The organism is Nitrospira sp., assembly GCA_029194675.1.
Classification (GTDB): Bacteria; Nitrospirota; Nitrospiria; order Nitrospirales; family Nitrospiraceae; genus Nitrospira_D.
The window spans coordinates 834,220-857,286 of sequence record JARFXP010000001.1 but is presented as its reverse complement, the minus strand read 5'-3'; the positions used below and the strand labels follow the sequence as shown (position 1 = coordinate 857,286).

The following is a 23,067-nucleotide window of genomic DNA, read 5'->3' as shown; positions in this document are numbered from 1 at the left end:
CATGAGAATGGTTTCTCGTATGTCAGTCTTGTATCACTGTCTAGTTATTGTCCTCTGTGCGATGTTACTCCGACCGGCTACGGCGGAAGCGGCGACGGAGCAAGCATTTCAGTCCGCAAAACCGGGTGTCGTCAAAATACGAGTTGAAGGTGCTAATCCTGTCGACAAGCCTAAACGCATAGAGGGGAGCGGCTTTATCGTATATTCCGACAAGGGACTCACACTTTTGATAACCGCTGCCCATGTCATTGGTTCCAGTCAAACCACGCAGTCGCTCAATCCTGACTGGCTTGTCAACGATCTGGAGCAAACAGTTAAGAGAACGATCAAAATCGATGTTCTTGACGCGAACGGTGTGCTTGTTGAGAAGAGCGCGGCGGCGGTGCTGGGGCAGGACGACAAGCAGGACATAGCTGTTTTGGAGATGGAAGGAAGCAACTTCAAGACTTTGGAAGGCGTATACGAATTGCAAGAGCTGCAGGGACATCTCAGCAATGTACTCGCGATCGGTTACAAAAAGGGGGAGCGGCAGATCGGATTTCATTCCGGAATGGGAAGCCTCGAAAGCTCAACGAGGTTCGGTCGTTCGTTCACCATCGATTCCAAGATTGACGCGGGAAGAAGTGGGGGGCCAATCCTGGATTTGGAAACAGGCAAGGTGGTTGCGATAGTAAGCCAAGACCTGGGGAGCTTAGGCCGTCATGAAGCAGTTCCCGTCGCCTTTGCACTTCCTATTCTCAACATTGTGTTCGGGGATCGGGGCATTCCATTTCCTATATCAAGAGCATCGCCGACTCCGCAGGACAAAATCGGTATATGGGTAGCACGGTTTCGGGGCGACGACAAAGAAAAAGACTTTCCCGCTCAGCGGGATGTTGTCGGTGATCTTGTCGCGGCGGTAGATCGACGGCAAGAGTTGAAGGATCGCGTAGAAATCCGAGAGCTACCTTATGCAGTCAGTGGAGGCCCTGAAGATGTGAGAGAGCGCGAGGTAATGTCATTGGGGGAACAACACAACGCTTCCGTGGTTCTATGGGGTGATATTACAGGAATCGTGGCAAACGAGGTTTTCCGTCCAAGGGTAACAATCATGAAGAAATGGCAGGAGGGTTTAAAGGCACCAACAATTTTGATGAAACCTATTACGAAAATCGTCCGCGAAGAAGAACTCCGTGAACTGACGAGCATCCCAGATACGGCCTATCTACCGCCGGAGCGGATACAAGCGCCGCTCAAACTGGTGCGGTATATCGTTGCATTGGCATATTTTTCGCAAATCATGCCGAAGGAAGCGGCGCAACATTTTGATGAATTCATTACAGAGGGAATCTCTTCTAACGTAAGGGTGCCTGTAGTTTATCTCTATAGTGCTCTCTCACACTTTATTGTCTACCGTATGACCGGAGAAAAGGAGGCATTAGCCAAAGCGCATGTTCGTTTCGAGGAAACCGTGCAGCAGGCTCGTACATCAGAAGAGGCTTCATCGTATGCAGCTGTCCTCCGAGTCGTATCTTCAATGTATAGAGTTATGGTTCAAACGAATGTGGACCCCGAAGAGAACCGTAAGCGTGCTCGTCAGAGATTAGAGGAGCTTGTATCTATTTTGGACCAGCAGCAGGTTTCGCAGTCTCTTGGAGAGAAGGAGAAGAAGGAAACACTCGCATTCGCGAAAAAATACCTCGGCGTGACCTATCAGGAGTTAGCCATGACGGAGCTGATCCCTGATGAGGATGAGGCGAAGATTAAGGAGGAGATCCTTAGAGACATGGGCCTAACAGACGTGCAAGGCCTGACAGATGTGGTAAGACTCCCTGGTGTGCCATTGGCCGGGATGGTCAGACATTACCAAAAACAATATCTTACGCTTTCAGTCAAGGCACTGGAAGGTGCTACAGTTCTTTACGAAGAGCAGCAGAACTGGGAACATTATGCGAGAGCGCAGAACCTTGTTGGCCCCTCGTACGAGGGTTTGGCGATTCTTAATGTGGAGCCTTATCAGAATCGCATAAATGCCATTCGTGCTTTCCAGAATGCAGCTAGGGTGAGGAAGGAGCAGAAAGACTGGGATGGTTATGCCTCAGTGCAATATAACTTAGGTATTGAGTACGAATATATGGCTGAAAGCGGTATGGACAAAGAGAAGAACATGGAGTTAGCAAGAAATTCTTATGAAGAATCGTCAAGGGCGTCGTATGAAGCTAACAATCAAATCAAGCTTGACCGCGCCAAAGCAAAACTTAGAACATTGTTTGAAAAATAGATTTCTGACTGTGGGAGTTAACCTCCCCCCCCCTTTTATTACACCAAAGCCGAGGAAGCACCCATAAATAGGGTCAGCCCGACAAAACGGGGTCGGGAGCCAGTGTGCTACAAACGTCGCCATCACGGAAATGATGGGGACGGTGCTTTATCCATGATGAGGGGCGGCCCCTCGGAGTCGGCGTGCAGGCGCAGATTTCAAACCACCGCAAGCGGCGTCGATCAAGAGTCGTCGTCGTGAACGTTGCCGGAAAAGGCGGAGAGACACTCCGTCAGGTGAGAATCAAGAAGACGAACGCAAGTGAACCGCTGAGGACGTGTCGAAAGACCCTACCCGACGTCGAAACCGGGACGAAGACTCTGTCCCGCGAAGCAGGTGGAGGGAAACCTGTCTACCGCTCCACTGGCGTCCGGCATGAAGGCGGCGTGATCTTGATGCAGGCGTGGGTGAGGAACGTAGGAACCTGTCGTTCCGATGCAAAGGGAGATGCGCAAGCGGGGAGCCCCCGCAAGCGCCTGAGTACCGAGGCGGAGCACAGGGGCGGAGTTGCTCATAGTAGGGACGAAGGTTCTGTAATGGGACTGGACCGAAGGGGCGGCGTCGTCAGGGGTTATCGGGCGGGCAACTCGCAGGAGGAGGACTCGCATGGGTAACGCCAAACCGTTTTGTATTTCCCAACACGACGTGTGGGATGCGTACACACGGGTGAAGGCCAACCACGGGGCAGCGGGAGTCGACGGCCAGTCGATTGAGCAGTTCGAAGAGGAATTGGAACACAACCTCTATCGGCTGTGGAATCGACTGAGTTCAGGGAGTTACTTCCCGCCCCCGGTGCGCCGGGTGGACATTCCGAAGGGTGATGGACAACGGCGGCCGCTCGGGATTCCGACGGTCGCAGATCGTATCGCCCAGACGGTGGCCCAACGATACCTCGAGCCGATGGTGGAACCACGGTTCCATGGTGACTCGTATGGATATCGCCCGGGTCGGTCAGCGCATCAGGCCCTGTCAGTCGCGCGTCAGCGGTGCTGGCGCTATGACTGGGTACTGGATCTCGATATCAAGAGTTTCTTCGAGACCATCGACTGGGAACTCTTGTTACGAGCGCTGCGCCGACACACTGAGTGCAAATGGGTGCTGCTCTATATCGAGCGCTGGCTCAAGGCGCCCGTGTGCATGCCGGATGGGACGTTGGTAACGCGGAATCAGGGAACGCCTCAGGGGGCCGTGATCAGTCCCTTGCTGGCAAACTTGTTTCTGTATTATGTGTTCGACGGCTGGATGACGAGACATTACCCCGACATCCCCTTCGAGCGCTATGCTGACGACATCATCTGTCACTGCAGAAGCGAAGCGCAAGCGCGAGTCCTCAGAGACGCGCTTGGGCAACGACTGAGACAGTGGCACCTGGAACTACACCCGCACAAGACCAAGATCGTGTACTGCAAGGATGCCAATCGACGGGGAAGCTATTCCGACCAGTGCTTCGACTTTCTGGGCTACACATTTCGCCCGCGATCGTCGAAGAATCGTATGGGACAGCTCTTCGTCAGTTTTGCACCGGCCGTGAGCGAGAAAGCGGCCAACGCGATGCGGCAGCGCATCCGTCGCTGGCGGCTGCATCAACGCACCGATCTGGCTTTGGAAAAGATCGCTCATTGGACCCGACCAATGTTGCAAGGCTGGGTGAACTATTATGGGCGATTTTACGCGTCGGCACTCCGTCGCGCCTTGCGCACGCTGGATGCATTCCTCGTGCGCTGGGCACAACGCAAATACAAAAGACTCCGCGCTCGCACCACACGGGCATGGCAATGGCTGTGGCGGGTATACGCTCGCCAGCCAGACCTGTTTGCCCATTGGGCGCTGGTCTCAACGGTTCGACGCTAGGAGCCGGATGAACCGAGAGGTTCACGTCCGGTTCTGGGAGGGCGTAGGGGTGAAATTCTCCTGCGCTACTCAACTTGTTTGGGAAAGTCACTTTCCTGGTCATGCTGGTTCAGACGCAACGCCTGTTGTAGGACTCGCGGGCTTCATGTGTTCGCCCCAGTCGCCGGCAGAGATCGGCTCGCGGGATGGATCGAATGATACTCGGCTCACCCGCCTACGTAGGGAGCCACGGTTGCCTGTCTCTCCGCAGTAGTCTGCTATGGCGGATGGATCAAGCCGTGGGGCTCCACTCGTTGTGCGGAGGCGCGCGGTGGAGGGGAGTGTCCAGGTGCCATGACCCGTTGACATTGTTTGAGAAACGCAGGTACGGTCTGTGGCGCTAGGCACGACATGGGGCGCAACAAGAAGCCTAATACTTTCCGATGTCTCGCCGTCGCGAAAGGGGTGGACCGGACATATCATCAATAACCAAGCCGATGAGCGAGTGCGACCAAGCTCTGTAGGAGTCTGACAAATGAATCGGGGTCACATCTTGTTCTGTGCGTGCCAATAAGCGCAGGAAGACAACGAAGGGACAGGGCATGGTCTGACCCCAACTTTCTTTATGGCCTATTGCCTGCACATTACCTTGAGAGCACACCTCAAGTCCTTGGCGCCAGGCCTCACCTCACGTGCCGTGCTCGACAAGCTCGCCGGTATCCAGATGCTCGATGTGCACTTCCCAACCACCGATAGCCCCACCTTGATCTCGAGCCGTTACACCGAGCCCAACCTAGAGCAGCAATTGCTCGTGGACCGACTCAAGCTTACTTTCCCCCCGCAAACCCCACCGCGAATCACCCCCGCCGGCCAACTCGTGCGCTGACCTGACCGAGCCATTGGAGTGGAGCCCTGAACACCTCGTTGTCCATTTCATGCGCTTTCCGGACCGGTTAGCCCCTCCAGTTGAGAAAGTTGGGCTAGTATCGGATTGGATTCACCTCATGAATCTCTTTTGATCCGCCCGTCTGTGGTCAGGATTTGTGTTCAAGCGTGAGTTGTTGCTCCGCTATGTGTACGACGTTGAATTTACTGATACTGAGGATCCCATCCGATGAGTCGACGTTCTTGTCTTATGCTGGCACCTAGCTTGCCTTATCAGTGAATATCAATTCACCCAAAAGAGAGCCTAGAGAAAAGGGTGGTGTTGGCAATGGGCGTTTCCGGCGTCAAGCCATTACCGTGATTCGCTGACGAAAGAACCGCAGCGTGACGATCTTCACGAATCCGGCATGCAGAAAGCGATGAAGAGCCATGACGCAGGGGGGATTCCAAAATTGACTCATACAAAATATTGCCTCTAGACGAGGCGTTTGAGCCATAACATTGTTACTTTCTTGAAAGGAGAAATACGATGGGACATAGACAGGACCTTAACAGTTTATCGGCTAGCGAACGTCAAGCACTAGTCAACTTGATCCTTCAATACCTGAACGATGCCGTTGTCGCAGCCCACACGACGATCACGCACTCAGGTGAGCATATATTCACTGGCCACCGCCAATATATCGAGGAGTTGGAGACCTTCCTGGCTGCCCAAGGCGGTGGGCGTTTTGTCCCGCTACCAGCATGGAGTCCGGCCAATCCGATCCCACCAGAGTTCAATGTGGTCAAACCTAAAGATGACGGGACCCCGCAGCCATTCGGTCCGTTGAACAACCTGAATCCCAACTTACCGATGCCGAGCCAGTACGCGCCACCCGCGGTGTGCAACTTCGCATCTGCCACAGATCTCGGCAACGACGTTAATGGGTGGCATGGCTCGGTTCACGGCGCGATCGGGGGTACGATGGGAGACTTCAACACGGCCTCGGCCGCGCCCATCTTCTGGTGTTGGCACGCATTCGTCGATGAGATCTACTGGGATTATCAAAACCAGTGCACGGCGCGTCCTGACTCAGAGATCATCCTCTTTGAGCACGCCAACTTCCATGGCCAACACAAGCACGTCTTCAACCCTGAGCCCAACCTGAATGCCGGCGACGACTCGTTCTTTAACGACCGCGTATCGTCAATAGTCGTGTTGGGGGGCAACTGGGAGGTGTTTCGACACAGCCAATACGTCCAGCCATATCCGGTGGTGCTGGGTCCTGGCCGATACCCATGGGTTGGCGCTATCGGCATTACGAACGACGATATGTCGTCTCTCCGACCCACATCGAGAGCAGCAACGGTGCAGGGAGAAGCGCTTCACGCCCATGCCGTACTGTTTGAGCACATCAACTTCCGCGGCGCGCATAAGCACGTATTTGCTGAGGAGCGCAATCTCGCGGCCAGTGACGACTCGTTCTTTAACGATCGAACCTCGTCAATCGCCATTCTGTCGGGAACATGGGAGTTCTTCCGGCACATCAACCTGGTAGACCGGTATCCGCGCTCGCTGGGCGAGGGGCTCCATCCTTGGGTCGAGACTGCTGGTATTCGCAACGACGATCTGTCCTCCCTGCGCCACGCTCATGGTCAGCCGCAGCAGCCTGGTACCCCGATCAATTCCCACCTCGTACTGTTCGAGCACGCCAATTTCCATGGTGCGCACAAACATCTGCTGCGGGCCGAACATAATTTCAATGCGGCCGATGACTCCTTCTTCAACGACCGCGTTTCGTCACTTGCTGTGCGCCAAGGACGCTGGCGCTGTTTCCGCCATGCTGATTTCATAGCACCGTATCCACCGCTGCTTGCGCAGGGACTCTACCCATGGGTCGTCGCAATTGGCATAGACAATGATGATATGTCTTCAGCCCGGCCCGAGTGAGTGGAGGATGGGGTTGTTGACAGGGTGACAACTGACCCAACTGGTCGAAATATATACCGTGTACGGTCACAATTGACTAAGCGCCTGGATGTAGTGCCACTTTGCAAGTAAGGCTAAATTGTGCGTGTGGCGTTGCTCTAACGCTCGATTGTGACCGGCCTTGGTATGCCAGATTTCCACTTGAAATCATGAACGTCGATGTGGGGCGACCTAAGATGAGGGGCGGTTTTTTAATCTGGTTCTTCACGGCCTTTCTGCTCGGCTACGGAAGTGGCTATGCCGAGGAGACAGTGCCGTCCCTGCCCATCCTTGACTGTAGCGTTACCGCCATTCATGGCTATTTCCCTACCTATTCGCGACCACCGGTTGCTGGGAACAAGGTGCAGATCAATATTGGTCATCTTACCGAGACACGAGGCGTTCTCGATTTTGTTTCCGAACGGCACCGTGAAAAGAAAGTGGTGTCCGTTATTTCGTATAGGGAACCATTCAAAGTCGTAAGGGTAGTGAGGAGCCCGGATGGGCAGCTCATTCGGCTCCTATCTATATCAGAGCTGAATCAGTCGTTAACGCTTGATTTGCGCTACTTTGCTAAAGCGCAAAAGAAGTCCTATGTCTCATTGCTGTATGAAGTGCCCATTGTTGCCGGAATCTGTTTTCTTGAATGTGTCGCAGGCAAATGAATCGGGGTCACATCTTGTTCTGTGCGGGCCAAGAAGCGCGGGAAGACGACGAAGGCACAGGGCAAGGTCTGACCCCAACTTTCCTATACCGAAGGCGGCTCTCAATTGGCCTCCATTGCGTAGTGCTCCGTAGTGACCTTGACAAGCGGGTATACTACGTGCTATGCAAAACGCTCTTTTCGATGTCGGCAAAGTCGCACCAGCGGTTGTTCAGGTGGAGGGCGCAATGCAGCCTGACACCAGTAGGCGAATCACCCCTCGCAGCCCTCTCGTTGCACTCACGTCTTTCCGCATAAGCGCACCCGTCCGATTGCACCGAATCAGGGAGGGAGGTTGTCCTGATCTGAACTCCCCGATGGTCGAGACGGCTTCGGTTTCACTCTCCAACAGTCTGATCGTACTCTTGGCTTTGACGTTGCTCGCGGCCCTAATCCGTCTCGTGCTCGACTTGTCAAGCCAATGCTCACCGGGGTGCATTGGGCAAGACTTGACCCCAACTCCCATTCCATCGTGCCGAGGAAAGGACAACTATGAGCATACATAAGATGAGGTCTAGTTCTTGGGCTATGGCCTTCGTTCTTCTATTATTGATGTGCTTGATAGGAATTTTGAGTAATCCAAAGAGTGTGAGCGCCCAATGGGGTGGATGGGAGAATTTGGGAGGAACTATACTGGAGCAACCGAATTGTGTCAGTTGGAGTTCAGACCGCATCGATTGCTTCGCCCGGGGAACGGACAGCGCCATGTACCACCGCTGGGGGGACGGGAGCCAGTGGGGTGGCTGGGAAAGTCTGGGCGGCGTCATACTGGAGGCACCCGAGTGCGTCAGTTGGGGGTCGAATCGCATCGATTGCTTCGCCCGTGGGACAGATCTTGCCATGTACCATCGCTGGTGGGACGGGAGCCAGTGGGGTGGGTGGGAAAGTCTGGGCGGCGTCATACTGGAGGCGCCCGACTGCGTCAGTTGGGGGTTGAATCGCATCGATTGCTTCGCGCGCGGGACAGATCTTGCCATGTACCATCGCTGGTGGGACGGGAGCCAGTGGGGTGGCTGGGAAAGTTTGGGCGGCGTCATACTGGAGGCGCCCGAGTGCGTCAGTTGGGGGTTGAATCGCATCGATTGCTTCGCGCGCGGGACAGATCTTGCCATGTACCATCGCTGGTGGGACGGGAGCCAGTGGGGTGGCTGGGAAAGTTTGGGCGGCGTCATACTGGAGGCGCCCGAGTGCGTCAGTTGGGGGTTGAATCGCATCGATTGCTTCGCCCGTGGGACAGATCTTGCCATGTACCATCGCTGGTGGGACGGGAGCCAGTGGGGTGGCTGGGAAAGTCTGGGCGGCGTCATACTGGAGGCACCCGAGTGCGTCAGTTGGGGGTCGAATCGCATCGATTGCTTCGCGCGCGGGACAGATCTTGCCATGTACCATCGCTGGTGGGACGGGAGCCAGTGGGGTGGGTGGGAAAGTCTGGGTGGCGTCATACTGGAGGCACCCGGCTGCGTCAGTTGGGGGTCGAATCGCATCGATTGCTTCGCCGGCGGGACAGATCTTGCCATGTACCATCGCTGGTGGCCATGCCCTTCCTGTGGGGTGGTGAGCCGACGGAATATCAAAACTTTCACGGAGGCGGACCTCAACGCTCTGCGTCACGGGATTGAAGTGATGCAGAGCCGGCCGGAGACAGATCCAACCAGCTGGGTCTATCAGGCCAACATTCATGGAACCTTCGACGTTCCGACCCTAGAGGCATGGAACTCCTGCCAGCATGGAAGCTGGTATTTCCTCGCGTGGCACCGCATGTATCTCTATTATTTCGAGCGCATTCTGCGGAAGGCGTCTGGTAATCCAGAATTTGCGCTTCCTTACTGGGACTACAGTGATTCAGGCGATCCCAATGCGCGTCAAATTCCACTGCCCTATCGAGAGCCGGCCGACGCTTCTAGCAATCGTCTATTCGTGACGGACAGAAGTTCTGTGATGAATACCGGAGGCCTCCTCCCTGCATCAGCGGTGCAACTCTCTGCCTTGTCCCGTACCAACTTCAGCTCTCCGGCCGGTAGTAGTCTGAGTTTTGGTGGCCAGCGATCCGGTCCCGGTCATGCTCTGGGTCCCCACAGTCAATTTGAGAGTACCCCGCACGACGCTGTGCACGTCAACATCAGCGGCTGGATGGGCAGCTTCGAGTTTGCAGCCCGTGATCCGGTATTCTGGCTCCATCACACCAACATTGATCGTCTATGGGAAGTCTGGCTCGCCCAAGGGAATGGGCGGGCCAATCCTGCCACAGGGCAGGGCGATCCATGGCTTACTGCCTCCTTTACCTTTTTCGATGAAAATGGAACTCAGGTGACCTTGACGGGCGCTGACATACTCAATACGGTGACCCAATTGAATTACCGCTATAACGACCCTCCAGAACAACAGAAGATTCACGGACAGGAGAAAACATCAAGTCAGGCCGGCCAACCGAGGCTCCTTACCGAAAAAGACACGAGTCATCTCATGCTCAAGGATGAGCCCGTCTCGGTCCAATTGAAACTTCCAGAAGAAAAACGGGACGTGGTCAAGGGCGGCCTTGTGCTACGCCTTGAAGACGTCGAGATCGAGGATATCCCTATCGGACATTATGAGGTGTACGTCAACTTGCCTGAAGGTGAAGTGCCTAATTATCAGAGTGCCTACTATGTGGGCAACATATCCTTCTTTGGCCTGTCGCCAAAGAGCGAGACGGAGCGCGCAGGGAAACCGACACAAGGGTCCTATGCCTTTGACTTGTCCGATGTCGAAGTAAAACTGAAGAATGCCGGGAGTTGGACTGGGGACCTGAAGGTGACGTTCGTCAAAACGGGCCCAGAAGCACCTCCAGGAAAGGAGAGGAGGGAGATGATTGAGAAGGCCGGTAAACCAGCCAAAGTAAAAATTGGACGTATTAAAGTTACGAGGGAGTAACTTCCCATCGTTGCGGCAACCGGAGTTAACCCCAATCCGAAAATAAAATTCGTCTCTTGGTTTATTCCGCGGGTCCTGTCATGGCGAACAGCCCCACCGTGCTCACTCCACCCATCCCCCAGTGGGGCCCTTCCGTTGCGTGCGGTGGGGCGCCCCGTTCGCCACATCACCCGCAGCGTTTATGCGATCTGGTGTCAAAATTATTTCGGACTAGGGTTAAGCTTCATCTGTGACGACTTTGTTAGCTGGGAAGCGTTCATGAATTGAGGTCACATCCTGCCGTGTGCAGGTCAATAAGCGCAGGAAGACAAGGAAGGCACATGGCGAGATCTGCCCCCAATTCATCTCGTGGTCGGTCAACTCCCAGTCGATCACTGGCATACGGCGATCGGTGAGCCGACGTTGGCCGATGCCATTCTTGACCGGCTCGTGCACAACGCTCATAAGATCACGCTGAGAGGAGAATCGATGCGCAAACGGTTAGCCAAATCGGACAGAAGTCGGCCACCGAAGACAGAGCAGTGAGGCCCTGCGTTCGCGGGGCTCCGAGAGGTGGCCGGATTCGCTCGGAATCGGCGGCGGGATTCAGCGGAATATGCAGTGTGTAAAGTGAATTGAAATCCGAAGTGCAATGGGATTTTGAGAACGCTGAACTTCTGCTAAGTCAGGGTGACCACGTTTCATAGGTGGTATTCCTCAAACAGTCCGCTGAGAGAAAGGATAAAGAGAAAGGAGACAAGACCCAACACAATCTGTCATGAGCGTAAAAGGTCAGTTCAAATATAAAGCCTTCATATCATATAGCCACGCCGCGGATGGGAAACTGGCGCCGGCGCTGCAATCGGCACTCCATCATTTTGGCAAGGCTTGGTACCGCCTTCGTGCGATACGGGTCTTTCGGGATAAGACCACACTTGCCATGACCACTGAGCTGTGGCCATCGATCGAAAGAGCTCTCAGCGAGTCCGAGTTTTTTCTCTTGCTCGCCTCGCCCCAAGCGGCGGACTCACAATGGGTTCAGCAGGAAGTTGATTGGTGGCTGCGGAATTGTGCTGTTAACACGCTCTATATTGTGATGACTGAAGGAGCCATATTCTGGGACCGGACTAAAGGCGATTTCGATTGGGCCAAAACCACAGCGCTCCCGCCTAACCTGCGAGGCCAGTTTAAGAACGAACCACTTTATATCGATCTGCGGTGGGCTCGTTCGGAAGAGAAGCTCTCGCTACGGCATTTGCAGTTTCGAGCCGCAATACTGGACATCGCCTCGCCACTTCTCGGCAAATCTAAGGATGAACTGGATGGAGAAGATGTGCGCCAGCACCGCAGGACTAAGCAAGTGTCCTGGGCGGCTGCGATTGCGATAGTCGCATTTGCGGTGGCGGCTGGCTGGCAAGCCGTTGTGGCAACAAGAGAACGAGTCGTGGCAACGAGGGAACGAAATGAAGCACAGTCGCAGAGGGCTATTGCCGATGATCAACGGCGGAATGCGGAAGCGCGCCTGGGCGATGCCGTTGATCTTGCCAAGACGATTCTCGGCGGAATCGACCAGAAGCTCCTTCCCGTGGCGGGTGCCGAACCCGTCCGCTTCGAACTGCTTCAGGCCACCTCGAACCTTCTCGACCGCCTCCAGGCCGGAGCGGAGAATAACGCAGTTCTGCGGGCGCGAATGGAAGGACACGGACGGCAAGGCTACCTCGCCGAGTCAGGCGACCTCTCCCTCGCGGCGCGCGAGTATGAAGAGTACGCGCAACTCGCAGAAAAGCTGCGGATTGCGCAGGGCGATGCTACTGAGACGGGACGCGACGTGGCCGCCGCATACAGGAATCTCGGCAACGTCCAGTTGCAACAGGGACACACCGCCAAAGCGCGGCAGTCGCTGGATAAAGCGGTAAGCCTTGGACAGGGATTGGCATCGCAGTCCGTCGGCGCGTCACAGTATACGTATGAGCTGGCGCAAAGCTATCGAGGACTGGGAGACGTCGCCCGACTCGAGGAAGACTTTGCTGCCGCCAGGGAAGCATATATGAGACTGGTGAAGCTCAGCGAGGAATTGGTAAAGACCGATGCATCGAGTATCCCATACCGATGGCAGAGTGCACTAGCGTATACCGGCCTGGCGGACTTGGAAATGGATGCGGGGAATCCTACTGGCGCCAAGAAGCCGTTGAAAAACTCACGCCGGATCCTGGAGTCCCTGCGTGCCGGAGCGGGCCGCGACCAACGACTTGATTTTGCTCTAGCGATGGCATATTGCAAATCCGCTGAGGCCGCCAAGGCTACTGGCGCCGACGTTGAAGCGCATAGATGGTACGAACCATGCTTAGAGCACAGTACTGCTCTGCGGAATTCAAACCCCGACAACGCGCAATACCGACAGGTACTCGCCGGCGCCTATGTCGGGCACGGCGATCTGCTGGCGAGAACCGGTGAGCCCGGCCAAGCTCGGGACGCATTCGTTTCCGCCATCGCTATGCTGGACGCCGTGATCGCGCGCGATCCGTCCAATGCCGTTTGCCGTTGGCAATTGGCCGGCGTGCATCAACGGCTCGCCGCCTTCTCGCAACAGCTGGGGAATTGGAAAGAAGCGCGCGCCGAACTCGAGCACAGCCTGAAACTCAAGAAGCAGTTGGTGGACTCGGATCCCGACAATATGCGATGGCAACGCGACCTTCTCAAGTCTTACGCGGACATACTCCGTCTATCCGATCATCCGCAGGCCGGCATCCCCATCCAGGAGCACCTGCAAGCGGCCAAGACGGTCCTCGCGCATCTACGCCGGGACCCTCGCTCTGCGCGCCACTCCGCAGTGCTCGAAACGGCGGCATTGCTAAAGCAGTTCCTCTACCGGGAGCGCTATGTGCAGGTCTCGCTGTTTAACTTTCTTGGCAAAACCCTAATCGTCAATACGCCCGTTTTCCTGAGTCTACCGCGGAATTATGTGATGAGCCCCATTGGACTAGGTGACGCTATTGATGGATTTCTCTGGGGCGTCAAAGACGATCTGGACATCGTGCGTAAGACTGGTGACTTCACACGAATTAAGCACGGTGTCTTTCATACCAGGATAAGTATGAACGTCGGTTACTTCGATGGCAGATTCTCGGCGGAAGATGAGCTTCAAGCCCAAATGGCTGCAATGAACGCGACAAACGTCAATGTGGTCAAGGAGGTGATTGCGACCTACCCTACTCTGACGGTTACCGCCGATGCTTTTGGTAAGCGCATTTCCATGTTCTATCTCGCGTTAGGAATCGACAGTAATACGGCGCTTATCAACTATCGTCATCCACCGGTCCGAACACCTCTCGATGACGAGGTGTGGCGGGAATTTCGAAACGGATTTTCGATGGACATCGTTAACCGCTGGGATCGAGGCCAAAACGCATTCGATATCATCACAAACGCCCTGGCTCGCCTTGCAGTTGTTCCCTCGTACGTATCGCAGTTCATGTTTCAGACGACACTTGGTCCTGAGACGTCCAAGACTCGGCCTTTCGTCAGGCAATCGTGCGAGCTTAAAGTGCGAGAGGGAAAGCTCGCGGGGCTCCGGACGGAGATCGATTCCTCGAACAAACTGATCCGACACGCCAAAAACGAAGTGCGGATCAACACTTACTCGGGAGGCGTTTTTGATCAAGGTAAGGTCACATACGAGGTAAATCCGACGGGTCGGGTAATTGTCTCGAAAGGAGCGCCAGAGATCGCTAGTGAAATACAAGAACCATTAGTAATTTCGGGAGCGGATGAGCTGCTATCTATGATGGGATTCCCATTCGCCGCACGCATTCCTATGCATGAGTTTCTGGCGCGGCTGTTCTCGTTTTATGATCTGCGGTTCATGGGCGAAACCGAGGGGCGACTGGTCCTCGAAGGAAAGATCAAGATGGCGAAAGCGAAGCGCGTTTTGAACAACCTCGAATTTAATGATGATCTGGCAGTAGTCGCCCTCAATCGGATTGCAGCGCTTAAGGTTTTGGTCAGTAAGAAGGACTATCGCCTCGAGCGTATGGAAGTAACTGGTAAGCAGGATAATTTGCCCTTCCAAACGCAACTGCATCTGTTAGGCTTTGAGCCGGAATAGCCACTCCATGTACCTACGAGAAACTTGATCTGTTCGGCCCGGTTCAGGGATGAAACAAAGGGAGTCGGCCACTGCTGTCCAAAATAATCGGCTGTTTCGAGTTCTTCCCCCGTGAATGCTGCATATGAGACGGTCTCTGGTCACCCATCCAGTTCAGGTTGTCCGTTCTGCTGTCCAAGATCAGGTAGCGAATAGCCTCTGTTGGGGCGGCGCTGGTATGAGCAGCGGCCGTTCAAAGGACGCAATGAGCCAGTCCCACAGATCCCGATAGGCCACAAAAAGGGGTCGCCCATCTCGAAGGCGCCGGTCAAGAGGGCACAGTCCATCGGTCTAGAAAAGGGTCGGGAGTACTTTATAGTCATCGGGTGTATTTTCTGGCCATTGAACCGACCCAGACCATTAAATCCAGCCAGGTTTCTTAACCAGAAAGTCCCTCCCTCTCATCCGCCTCCTCGTCGCACGTGATATTCTCCTCACACAGTGACGACGCGCCCTCGCCGCGATTGCCTCGTTCAAGGTCGTGAAAGGTGTTCTGTTGCTCCTTGTCGTATAAAATAGGGTCTGGCTTTGGAATCGCACAGTTGAAACAAGGTGCTGAATCCCTACGTCTGGTGAAGTTCACGGCATCGTCCACGCAAGCCTTGCCAGGTCGCTGTTCCTGATTGAGATTGTGCTACACTGGCGCCAGCTGGCGGATAGAAGAATATCGTGTACAGGCTGCGGCTTCGACCTCGGCTTCACCGGGGCGGTAGAAGCACGGTGCACTGACGAGTGGCATGGTCGACCGCATTGTTTCCAAGAGTGGAAACACTGTTCGGCTTACGGATGAGCGGTGGGCTCATATCACCAAGGAGCATGGTGAACTTGCTGGGTTGCGCGTGGATGTGCTGGAGACTGTGTCGTCTCACGACCGGGTCCTGGTCGGTGGGGATGGAGAGCTCCTGGCTGTTCACGAAATAGAAAAGGGGAAACATCTTGTGGTCGTGTATCGAGAACAGGGCGACGATGGCTTTGTCATCACAGCGTTTCTGACCCGTCGCATTCGGTCTCTGGAGAAGAGGAGGCAGTTATGGCCATAGCGGACATTCAGGAGTATCTGAAGCTCATTCCAGCCGTGAACCGGGCGCCGCAGCATGCCGTCTGGCTGGCGTATGATGCTGAGGCGGACACCCTGTACGTGAATTACAAGAAGCCCAGTCATGCGACCGATAGCGAAATGACCGACGACGATGTGATTGTCCGTTATGAAGGAGACGAAATCATCGGGTTTACCGTGTTACAGGCGAGCAAGCGCATCAAGAAAACAGCTTAGACTTGAATGGTTGAACCACAAAACGGGGTCGTGAGTCATTGTTTGGGAAAGTCACGGTCCTGCTTTTGCTGGCTCAGGCTCAACGCTTGCTCGGAGGCCGCGCGGGCTTCAGTTGTTCGCCCCAGCCGCCGGCAGAGATCGGCTCGCGGGATGGATCGAATGATACTCGGCTCACTCGTTGCCCGGAGGCGTACGGTGGAGGATAGTGCCCATGTGGCTTGACCCGCCTGCAAATATCCAATTGTCTTAGTAAAATAATATGATAGAATATGATTTATGAATCATACACGGAGGACGTTATGGCTAGTATTGAACGCATGACTATCACCATGCCTACTGACATGGCGGCGGTCATCAAAGCGGCGGTTGATGACGGTGACTATGCCTCTACCAGCGAAGTTGTGCGCGAAGCCTTGCGCGAATGGAAACAACGCCGAGCATTTCAATCTCAGGAATTTGCGGCACTGAAAGCAGATATCGATAAGGGATTGGCTGACATTGCTGCTGGTCGGGTACGTCCGTTTGATAAAAAACGAATCATTGCTAGAGGGAGGAAGTTATCAGGCAAGTCTTGACCCTCCATCTCACCGATGCAGCGGAAGCCGACCTTGCGGAAATCTGGACATACATTGCGACTGAAGCCAATGAAATCACTGCAAACCGTTATTTTGAATGGATTACCAAGACTATAGATGTGGTGCGGCAATCTCCGCTAATTGGCACGACCCGCGACCAACTCGGTACGGGCTTGCGTGTGACGTTTCACCATCCTTATGCCATTTACTACCAAGTGACTCAGCGCAGACTTATTGTTGTCCGGGTTCTTCATGGTGCGCGAGATGCTGCCGCCATCGCTGAGCAAGGTGGGTTTGTTCACTGACGCACGTTTTTACCACAGTAACACCGCCTGGCTTACAGCTAGGCGGCGCAGCAAGGAACCATTTTATGAAATACGGATATGCCCGTGTCTCTACCGACGACCACAATCCTGACTTGCAACTTACCGCGCTCAAAAGAGCGGGCTGAAACAAAACTCTTGTTGATGAAGGTAGAAGCGGCCCGACCCTTAACCGCCCTGCCCTTAAGCGTTGCCTGAAACAATTGGAGCATGGCGATATGCTGATGGTCTGGAAGTTCGATCGCCTCGGGCGCACGCCTGTTGTAGGGCGCGCGGGCTTCGGTTGTTTGTAGGGGCCACCGGCAAAGGTGTTCTTGCGAGTGGGCCAGGTGGCAGGTAGCCGGTTCGCGCGAGAGTTACCTTGACGAGGTTCAGGCCGACCAGTCATTACGCATCGTCATGGCGAGCACACTGTTGAGTTCGGCGGTTAGTGATGGCCCAGGTTGAAAGAACATGGACCACGCTCATTCCTCAAAATCCACATGTCCTCAAATCCACATTGCATACCTAAGCAAGGTGTGCGAGACTCGTTCCCGTCTGGATGGTTGCTTCGTGGTCTTCCCGGTAGAGGTGATCGTGAAGCCAAGCTGCATCCAGGCGATGTGAGCTGGGTGCACATATATCTACCCTTTAATACTACGAACTGTTGAGGTGACCAATGAATTCAAAGACAGCGGCCGAGCTGAAGAGTTTCCTCGAGATTCCGTATGAAGAGCCCGAAGAGATGAATCTCCAGGCGGCGGAGCGCGCCGGGCAGACCGACGCAAAAGATCTCGAGCAGGAATATACGGCTTGGTTAAAGAAAGAAAAGCACATCAAAGCCGTCACCTTGTGCTTCTCTGATATCGAGGGACGCCTCCACATGCTCGATTACGACAAGAAGTTTCTGCTGGACTCGTTGGCGAATCTGACGTTTGACGGGTCGTCGATCAGGGGATTCACGCCGCAACATGAGTCGGACCTGCGTCTTGCCGTCGACTGGTCGTCCATCCGCTACTTTCCCGCCGATGTGATCGGGGCGGGGAAGGTGATTTTCTTTGCGTCTGTTTTAAACAGCGATCGGACGCCATATCACAGCGACTTCCGGGGCATGCTGAAATCTTTCACGGAGCACCTCAAGAAGAAGGAAGGTCTGACGGCCTATGCCGCCTGTGAAATCGAAGGCTTTCTGGTGGAAGGGCCGAACGCCGAGCAACGGTACCGCGAACAGGGGCTGAAGCTCATCTCAACCGGCGGGTACTACCACTCACTCCCGATGGATCCGCTTCGCCAGTTCATCGACAAGTCGGCGGAAGCCCAGCGGGCGTTGGGCTTCAAGAACGAAAAGGATCATCCGGAGGTCGCACCCTCGCAGTTCGAAATGAACTTTTCCTATGCCGATGCGGTGCGTGCGGCCGATCAGGTGCAACTGTACAAGCTGATCTGCCGCCAAGTGGCCCGCTCCATGGGACACACCGCCACATTCCTACCGAAGCCGTTCGTCGGGATCAACGGTTCCGGTATGCACACCAATTTTTCCTTGAGCAAGAACGGCAAGAATATGTTCTACGATGCGAAGGGGAAAGACGGCCTCTCCGATCTGGCCTGGGACTTCATCCTCAAGCTTCTGAATCACGCGCCGGAGATCTGTCTTGTGTTCAATCCGTCGGTGAATGCGTATCGCCGCCTAGATCCTCATTTTGAGGCGCCGAACCAGATCAAGGTCTCGGCGATCGATCGTGGCTCTATGATCCGTATCCCGATGGCTAATGAAAAAACGGCGCGCATCGAATTGCGTTCGGTCGCTCCCGATGCGAACCCCTACCTCGTGCTGTACACCATGCTTAAGACCGGTCTGGAAGGGGAGCGCTTGGAAAAGGAACAGACAGCCGGCGTGCGCGGTGGATTCCTTCCGGGCAACATCAATGATGCGATTGCGCTGTTCAACGAGTCGAAATTTATCGCCGAAATCCTCGGCGACGACAGTAAGAAGAAGTATGCGAGCTTCAAGCAATTGGTAGCGGATCGATCTTCGAAAGAGCTTGGGACGATCGTGAAGGCTTCGGAAGTGCTTTTCCATCACGAAGTCACAAATCAGATGCTCTGGAATCAGTTCTAGGAAGGGCTGATTTATTCTCCGCTCGTGATGGGTTACGGGTAGCGCAGCACTGATGAGGAGGCGCGCCCATGCAGCAATCAACGTTGGCCGAGGTTACGTTTGAACAGTATCGCAAGCCCACCCGGCGGGAACGGTTTCTCGACGAGATGAACCGGATGAGACGACGCTCGGCAAGGTTCGCCACCTGCTGGAAACCCACCAGCTGGGCGAACCACTCTTTGTGCGAATCCGAGCGCATGTGGTCACGCACGGCTTGCAGGTGAGCCGAGGGACCATCGTGGATGCCACCATCATCAGTGCGCCCAGTTCGCCGAAGACTCGCCAGAAGGCGCGGGATCCGGAGATGCCTCAGACCAAGGACGATGTAGTTTAGTTGAGCGGTAGTGGGGGAGAGAAAGAAGACTACCGGCTGTGTTTGCAGAAACTACGAGGTTTCAGTGAGGCAACTACCCTATTGCAAACAGAGGAATCACGCTGTTGTGACCAAGCCATGCGCCATGGCGTACTTGACCAACTCCGTCGTTGTGTGGACGTTGAGTTGTTCCATGATCTTAGTCTTGTGAAATTCAACGGTACGGTGAGAAATCTTCAGCTGGTCGGCGATTTCTTTCGCGGACAGTCCTTCGGCGACCAATTGCAGAATCTCGTGCTGCCTTGTCGTCAAGTCCTCAATCGTGGCTGAACGGGGCTGTGTCGGTTTCAGGAAAGATGCCATGACTTCTTTCGTAATGAGGGGAGTCATATAGAACTTGTCGTTCATCACGGATTGAACCGCCTGCATCAATTCGGTGGCCGCCGATCGTTTCAGTAAGTAGCCTGATGCTCCTGCTCTGAACGCTGCGTTGACATAAGCCAGGTCAGCATGCATCGTGACGAAAATCAGTTTTACTTCAGGATCTGCTTCTTGAGCTTCTTCGCCGCCTCGATGCCGTTCAGCCGGGGCATTGAAATGTCCAGTACCACGATGTCAGGCCGGAGATTGAGAGTATCTTCGATCAAGGCGCGACCGTCTTCTACGGCGCCTACCACGTCGCAATGGTCTTCCAGCAATTTCTTGAATCCCTCGAGCACAAAGGTATGGTCGTCAGCTATAAGAACTCGTGGTTTCTTCATGTAGCGCTCCAGAGAATGGAATGTGCACAATGATGTGTGTGCCTCGGCCTAGTTGGGACTGGATGTCTAATCGGCCTCGCACGGACCGTACCCTCTCCGCATATTGACAAGACCCAACCCGGGATGGCGAGCCCGAATGTCCTTGAGATCGAAGCCGACACCGGTATCATAAATCGATAGCGTAATCTCTTGGTCGTCACAGGTCAATTCGAGCCCACGCGTGCGGCGCGGGCATGTTTCATGATGTTGGTCAGGCTCTCCTGCGCCACTCGATAGAGACAACTGGCAATATCGCGCGGCAAAGTATCGGTTACCTCTTGCTGTACGATGACGGTTTTAATCCCAGTCTGCTCCGACCATTCATCAGCCATGTGTTTGAGCGCCGCAGTCAGACCAAGGTCGTCCAGGACGGAAGGATGAAATTGGTAGGCCATGCGGCGGACATCATCGGAAATCCTCACCAACCGTTGATTGAGGGATTGGATCGTCTCCTTAGCTTGGATGGTCAGCGTCGCTGGGTCGGACAACATATTCGTCATCTCGATTGCCAGCAGAGCCAGCCGCTGATTCACGTCGTCGTGAAGTTCGCGTGCGATGCGCCGACGTTCCTCTTCCTGCGCCGCCATCAGTTCGGTGGTGAGCGACCGGAGCTGCCGTTCAGTCCTCAATCGGTCCGTGATGTCCCGCACGATCACTGTAAACGTCGTCCTCTCGCCAAGGCTCAGCTTGGAGATACTCGCTTCCGCGGGAAACTCACTTCCATCCTTTTTCAGACCGAACATTTCACGTCGCTGTGCCATCCGGACGAGCCGATTCAGTGTCATGGACAAACGCGTTCATGTAGGATGGATGATCAATCCGAAACCGTTCGGGTAGCAGCAGGTCGATCCGGTTTCCGAGCACTTCCTCCGGATCGTAGCCGAATAGTTTCACCGCCCCTTGATTAAAGAGCGTGATCGATCGATCGTCCGCGGTGACGATGATGGCGTCTTCGGCGATATCTAAGATGTCGGCAAGCCGCCCCTGCGAGAGACGCAGCGCCTGTTCAGTCTGAACGCGTTCCGTGATTTGCGTTACCAAAGATCGATTCACGGTGGCGAGTTCCTGAGTCCTTTCTGTGACCTTTTGTTCGAGATCTTCGTTCGCCTTCTGCAGTGCCGTTTCCGCTTGGCGCCGTTTCCAGGCAAACCAGACCAGGACCCACAAAGCCACAATCGTGATGGCCCGGTTTCCCATCTGGACCCATCGCGGTAAATCGACAAACCACGGGCTCCAAGTCCTCCAACCATCGTGAGGAGCGTTCCCGCTCCGGCGGCTAGGGACGGTAGCCATGAAAAACGTGAAGCTGTGGCGATCAACACGACTATGACATAGAGCGCATGGTCGGCGAAGGCCGTAGGCGTGTAGATGTCGAAGATGAATAACCCGATGAAGAGCAGGAGTGTGACGCCGAGCAGGATAGGTTCCCTGAATTGAGCATTGATACGCATGCTGTCGCCAATGAGCTATCGAAACGATAATGCGTCCGGCTCTCGGGTGGGTTGCGGTTGTCACTAAGGTTATCGAGGATCGTTGCCTCGCGTCAAATGAGTTGGGTCGACAGGCTGGATAGTCACAATTATATGGTGGATATTGCAATTGAACACCAATTCGAGCGGCTTGCTTCGCTTATTCCGATGGAGGTATCATCCACCTAATTCATTCCCGCCTGTATAGAGGAGGTGTTATGTCTACGCGCACCGCTTCTGCAAAACAACGGATTTCACTCGATCGTAGTATCGAACGCATGCGCAAACAGTTGGCTGAACTGGCCACGTTCCTGGGCAAGGGCACACCGACCCGTAATTTGGAGGAGTTTGATCTGGACACGGAGCGATTGATCGGCGATCTCCTTGGCCAGACCTCCGATCTCCTCCATGCCTATGAGTATGCTGAACTGGGTGAAGCGGCCGGCCTGGTGAACATGACGGACGAAGCACCGGAAAGCGCCGGAATGGACGATCAACGATACAGCTTGCTCCAGCGGAGCCGGGTATTGGAAAGCTGCGTCTCGGAGTTGGAAGCCCGCCGCGCGACCGAACCCAAAGGGGGAAGGCCAGTCGGAGGACCCTGATCGGACCCCAAGTGGTGGAACACATGACTCCCGAGATCCAGAGTCTCTCGCAAGAGGCAAGCCTGCGGGAGGCGGGGCTGGTGATGCAGAAATGGAAATTGGGCTCACTGCTTCTGACGGACGATCAATCGTACGTGGGGTTCATCACGGATTCGATTCTTGCGCGCGCAGTGGTCGCCAACGGCGTCGACGCGAATACCACGCCGGCCAAAGCCTGCATGCGCAAACCGGTGGTGGCCATTGCAGGCGATCGTCCGATTATCGAGGCCGTGCGGCTCATGAAGGACCAGGCCACCAGGCACGTCGCCGTCACGCAAGACGGACAGATTATCGGCGTCATCTCGGTCTCCAATATTCTGCGGTACTACTCGGGTGTCGTCTAACATGAGACTCGCAATGTCTGACGTGCAATGCGTAGAAGACACGGGTTTTTGAGATACCTCTACACTCATTATGGATTGTTGCCGGGAGGTGAACCGATGGGGCCGACTAAAGTGATCGTAAGAGACAGCGGGCTATACGATGCTGTATCCGGTAAACTGGTCAAGGACGGTTTTGCGAATCGCCGCGAGATGGAGGACTACGTGAACCATCATTACCTCGTCTTACCGGTCATCGACAATGCAGGACGACCATGGCAGCTTGATGGAAAACCGGTGTACTGTCTTCATGGTGTGCAATACGAGACGGTGGATGATCAGAAGGTCCACCTCGCCCGCTGCCCGGAGTGCGGCGGCATGGGGATACGTTCAGACGAATTTACGGTGGAATCGGATTGCATCCGGTGCACAGCCTGCGGAAACGAGTTTGATACCAGGCTCGAAATGATGGAGACGTAAGAAAGAATTGCTTGGCTCTAACCTCTGTTCATGGA

At 54.8% G+C, this 23,067-nt stretch carries 19 protein-coding genes and 4 pseudogenes; 18 read left to right on the top strand and 5 right to left on the bottom strand.

Annotated elements, in window-relative coordinates; all coding sequences use genetic code 11:
- The first annotated feature begins 1 nt into the window (after nucleotide 1).
- The 7 genes and pseudogenes from P0120_04065 to P0120_04035 all read left to right on the top strand — a co-directional run bounded on the left by P0120_04065 (nucleotide 2) and on the right by P0120_04035 (nucleotide 10,575).
- Nucleotides 2–2,260 carry a serine protease gene (locus tag P0120_04065; GenBank protein MDF0673507.1) on the top strand — a complete coding sequence of 753 codons (2,259 nt, stop codon included), beginning with the start codon at nucleotides 2–4 and terminating at the stop codon, nucleotides 2,258–2,260.
- A gap of 182 nt (nucleotides 2,261–2,442) precedes the next feature.
- Entirely contained in the window at nucleotides 2,443–2,913 is a 471-nt protein-coding gene (locus tag P0120_04060; protein MDF0673506.1) for a hypothetical protein, read from the top strand.
- Complete coding sequence (ltrA, locus tag P0120_04055; GenBank protein MDF0673505.1) at nucleotides 2,906–4,150, top strand: group II intron reverse transcriptase/maturase; 1,245 nt, start codon at nucleotides 2,906–2,908, stop codon at nucleotides 4,148–4,150. The genes P0120_04060 and ltrA overlap by 8 nt, the downstream gene beginning before the upstream one ends.
- A 601-nt stretch (nucleotides 4,151–4,751) precedes the next feature.
- Nucleotides 4,752–5,015 (top strand): annotated as a pseudogene (locus tag P0120_04050) (IS1634 family transposase).
- Between the two features lie 588 nt (nucleotides 5,016–5,603).
- The gene (locus P0120_04045) at nucleotides 5,604–6,944 is read left to right on the top strand and encodes a beta/gamma crystallin-related protein (protein ID MDF0673504.1); all 1,341 of its coding nucleotides are present in this window, start codon (nucleotides 5,604–5,606) and stop codon (nucleotides 6,942–6,944) included.
- Between the two features lie 188 nt (nucleotides 6,945–7,132).
- The gene (locus P0120_04040; GenBank protein MDF0673503.1) at nucleotides 7,133–7,627 is read left to right on the top strand and encodes a hypothetical protein; all 495 of its coding nucleotides are present in this window, start codon (nucleotides 7,133–7,135) and stop codon (nucleotides 7,625–7,627) included.
- A 608-nt stretch (nucleotides 7,628–8,235) separates the two neighbouring features.
- Nucleotides 8,236–10,575, top strand: coding sequence for a tyrosinase family protein (locus P0120_04035; protein ID MDF0673502.1), 2,340 nt, complete (start codon nucleotides 8,236–8,238; stop codon nucleotides 10,573–10,575).
- Between the two features lie 216 nt (nucleotides 10,576–10,791).
- Here the strand turns inward: P0120_04035 and P0120_04030 are convergent, their stop codons facing one another.
- Entirely contained in the window at nucleotides 10,792–11,010 is a 219-nt protein-coding gene (locus P0120_04030) for a hypothetical protein (GenBank protein MDF0673501.1), read from the bottom strand.
- Here P0120_04030 and P0120_04025 point away from each other — a divergent pair.
- From P0120_04025 to P0120_03990, 8 genes and pseudogenes are all read left to right on the top strand, one after another.
- Nucleotides 10,921–11,100, top strand: a pseudogene (locus P0120_04025) (ATP-binding protein). The gene P0120_04030 and the pseudogene P0120_04025 sit on opposite strands and share 90 nt — an antisense overlap.
- A gap of 232 nt (nucleotides 11,101–11,332) precedes the next feature.
- Nucleotides 11,333–14,659, top strand: coding sequence for a TIR domain-containing protein (locus P0120_04020; GenBank protein ID MDF0673500.1), 3,327 nt, complete (start codon nucleotides 11,333–11,335; stop codon nucleotides 14,657–14,659).
- A gap of 776 nt (nucleotides 14,660–15,435) precedes the next feature.
- Nucleotides 15,436–15,738: a hypothetical protein gene (locus tag P0120_04015; protein MDF0673499.1), complete on the top strand. Its 303-nt coding sequence runs from the start codon at nucleotides 15,436–15,438 to the stop codon at nucleotides 15,736–15,738.
- Entirely contained in the window at nucleotides 15,729–15,971 is a 243-nt protein-coding gene (locus P0120_04010; protein ID MDF0673498.1) for a DUF2283 domain-containing protein, read from the top strand. The genes P0120_04015 and P0120_04010 overlap by 10 nt, the downstream gene beginning before the upstream one ends.
- Before the next feature lie 299 nt (nucleotides 15,972–16,270).
- Nucleotides 16,271–16,546 carry a type II toxin-antitoxin system ParD family antitoxin gene (locus tag P0120_04005; protein MDF0673497.1) on the top strand — a complete coding sequence of 92 codons (276 nt, stop codon included), beginning with the start codon at nucleotides 16,271–16,273 and terminating at the stop codon, nucleotides 16,544–16,546.
- Entirely contained in the window at nucleotides 16,543–16,851 is a 309-nt protein-coding gene (locus tag P0120_04000) for a type II toxin-antitoxin system RelE/ParE family toxin (protein MDF0673496.1), read from the top strand. The genes P0120_04005 and P0120_04000 overlap by 4 nt, the downstream gene beginning before the upstream one ends.
- A 676-nt stretch (nucleotides 16,852–17,527) precedes the next feature.
- Nucleotides 17,528–18,967 carry a glutamine synthetase family protein gene (locus tag P0120_03995; protein MDF0673495.1) on the top strand — a complete coding sequence of 480 codons (1,440 nt, stop codon included), beginning with the start codon at nucleotides 17,528–17,530 and terminating at the stop codon, nucleotides 18,965–18,967.
- Nucleotides 18,968–19,118: 151 nt separating this feature from the next.
- Nucleotides 19,119–19,325 (top strand): annotated as a pseudogene (locus P0120_03990) (IS5/IS1182 family transposase).
- A gap of 111 nt (nucleotides 19,326–19,436) precedes the next feature.
- Here P0120_03990 and P0120_03985 read toward each other — a convergent pair.
- The 4 genes and pseudogenes from P0120_03985 to P0120_03970 form a co-directional block, all read right to left on the bottom strand.
- On the bottom strand, nucleotides 19,437–19,682 hold the full coding sequence (locus P0120_03985) for a response regulator transcription factor (GenBank protein MDF0673494.1): 246 nt from the start codon (nucleotides 19,680–19,682) through the stop codon (nucleotides 19,437–19,439).
- Between the two features lie 111 nt (nucleotides 19,683–19,793).
- Nucleotides 19,794–20,080, bottom strand: a pseudogene (locus P0120_03980) (response regulator transcription factor).
- Between the two features lie 203 nt (nucleotides 20,081–20,283).
- Nucleotides 20,284–20,904: a histidine kinase gene (locus P0120_03975; protein MDF0673493.1), complete on the bottom strand. Its 621-nt coding sequence runs from the start codon at nucleotides 20,902–20,904 to the stop codon at nucleotides 20,284–20,286.
- On the bottom strand, nucleotides 20,864–21,316 hold the full coding sequence (locus P0120_03970; protein ID MDF0673492.1) for a PAS domain S-box protein: 453 nt from the start codon (nucleotides 21,314–21,316) through the stop codon (nucleotides 20,864–20,866). Before P0120_03970 ends, P0120_03975 begins: the two co-directional genes overlap by 41 nt.
- A gap of 490 nt (nucleotides 21,317–21,806) precedes the next feature.
- Between P0120_03970 and P0120_03965 the strand changes: the two genes are divergently transcribed.
- From P0120_03965 to P0120_03955, 3 genes are all read left to right on the top strand, one after another.
- Nucleotides 21,807–22,193, top strand: coding sequence for a hypothetical protein (locus P0120_03965; GenBank protein MDF0673491.1), 387 nt, complete (start codon nucleotides 21,807–21,809; stop codon nucleotides 22,191–22,193).
- Between the two features lie 23 nt (nucleotides 22,194–22,216).
- The gene (locus tag P0120_03960; GenBank protein ID MDF0673490.1) at nucleotides 22,217–22,576 is read left to right on the top strand and encodes a CBS domain-containing protein; all 360 of its coding nucleotides are present in this window, start codon (nucleotides 22,217–22,219) and stop codon (nucleotides 22,574–22,576) included.
- A gap of 96 nt (nucleotides 22,577–22,672) precedes the next feature.
- Complete coding sequence (locus P0120_03955; protein ID MDF0673489.1) at nucleotides 22,673–23,032, top strand: hypothetical protein; 360 nt, start codon at nucleotides 22,673–22,675, stop codon at nucleotides 23,030–23,032.
- Nucleotides 23,033–23,067 lie beyond the last annotated feature (35 nt).

Coding starts and splice junctions, on each gene's coding strand:
- P0120_04065 (MDF0673507.1), top strand. CDS start 2: ATGAGAATGGTTTCTCGTATGTCAGTCTTGTATCACTGTCTAGTTATT.
- ltrA (MDF0673505.1), top strand. CDS start 2,906: ATGGGTAACGCCAAACCGTTTTGTATTTCCCAACACGACGTGTGGGAT.
- P0120_04040 (MDF0673503.1), top strand. CDS start 7,133: ATGAACGTCGATGTGGGGCGACCTAAGATGAGGGGCGGTTTTTTAATC.
- P0120_04020 (MDF0673500.1), top strand. CDS start 11,333: ATGAGCGTAAAAGGTCAGTTCAAATATAAAGCCTTCATATCATATAGC.
- P0120_04015 (MDF0673499.1), top strand. CDS start 15,436: ATGGTCGACCGCATTGTTTCCAAGAGTGGAAACACTGTTCGGCTTACG.
- P0120_04010 (MDF0673498.1), top strand. CDS start 15,729: ATGGCCATAGCGGACATTCAGGAGTATCTGAAGCTCATTCCAGCCGTG.
- P0120_04005 (MDF0673497.1), top strand. CDS start 16,271: ATGGCTAGTATTGAACGCATGACTATCACCATGCCTACTGACATGGCG.
- P0120_03995 (MDF0673495.1), top strand. CDS start 17,528: ATGAATTCAAAGACAGCGGCCGAGCTGAAGAGTTTCCTCGAGATTCCG.
- P0120_03985 (MDF0673494.1), bottom strand. CDS start 19,682: ATGGCATCTTTCCTGAAACCGACACAGCCCCGTTCAGCCACGATTGAG.
- P0120_03975 (MDF0673493.1), bottom strand. CDS start 20,904: ATGACACTGAATCGGCTCGTCCGGATGGCACAGCGACGTGAAATGTTC.
- P0120_03970 (MDF0673492.1), bottom strand. CDS start 21,316: ATGGGAAACCGGGCCATCACGATTGTGGCTTTGTGGGTCCTGGTCTGG.
- P0120_03965 (MDF0673491.1), top strand. CDS start 21,807: ATGTCTACGCGCACCGCTTCTGCAAAACAACGGATTTCACTCGATCGT.
- P0120_03960 (MDF0673490.1), top strand. CDS start 22,217: ATGACTCCCGAGATCCAGAGTCTCTCGCAAGAGGCAAGCCTGCGGGAG.
- P0120_03955 (MDF0673489.1), top strand. CDS start 22,673: ATGGGGCCGACTAAAGTGATCGTAAGAGACAGCGGGCTATACGATGCT.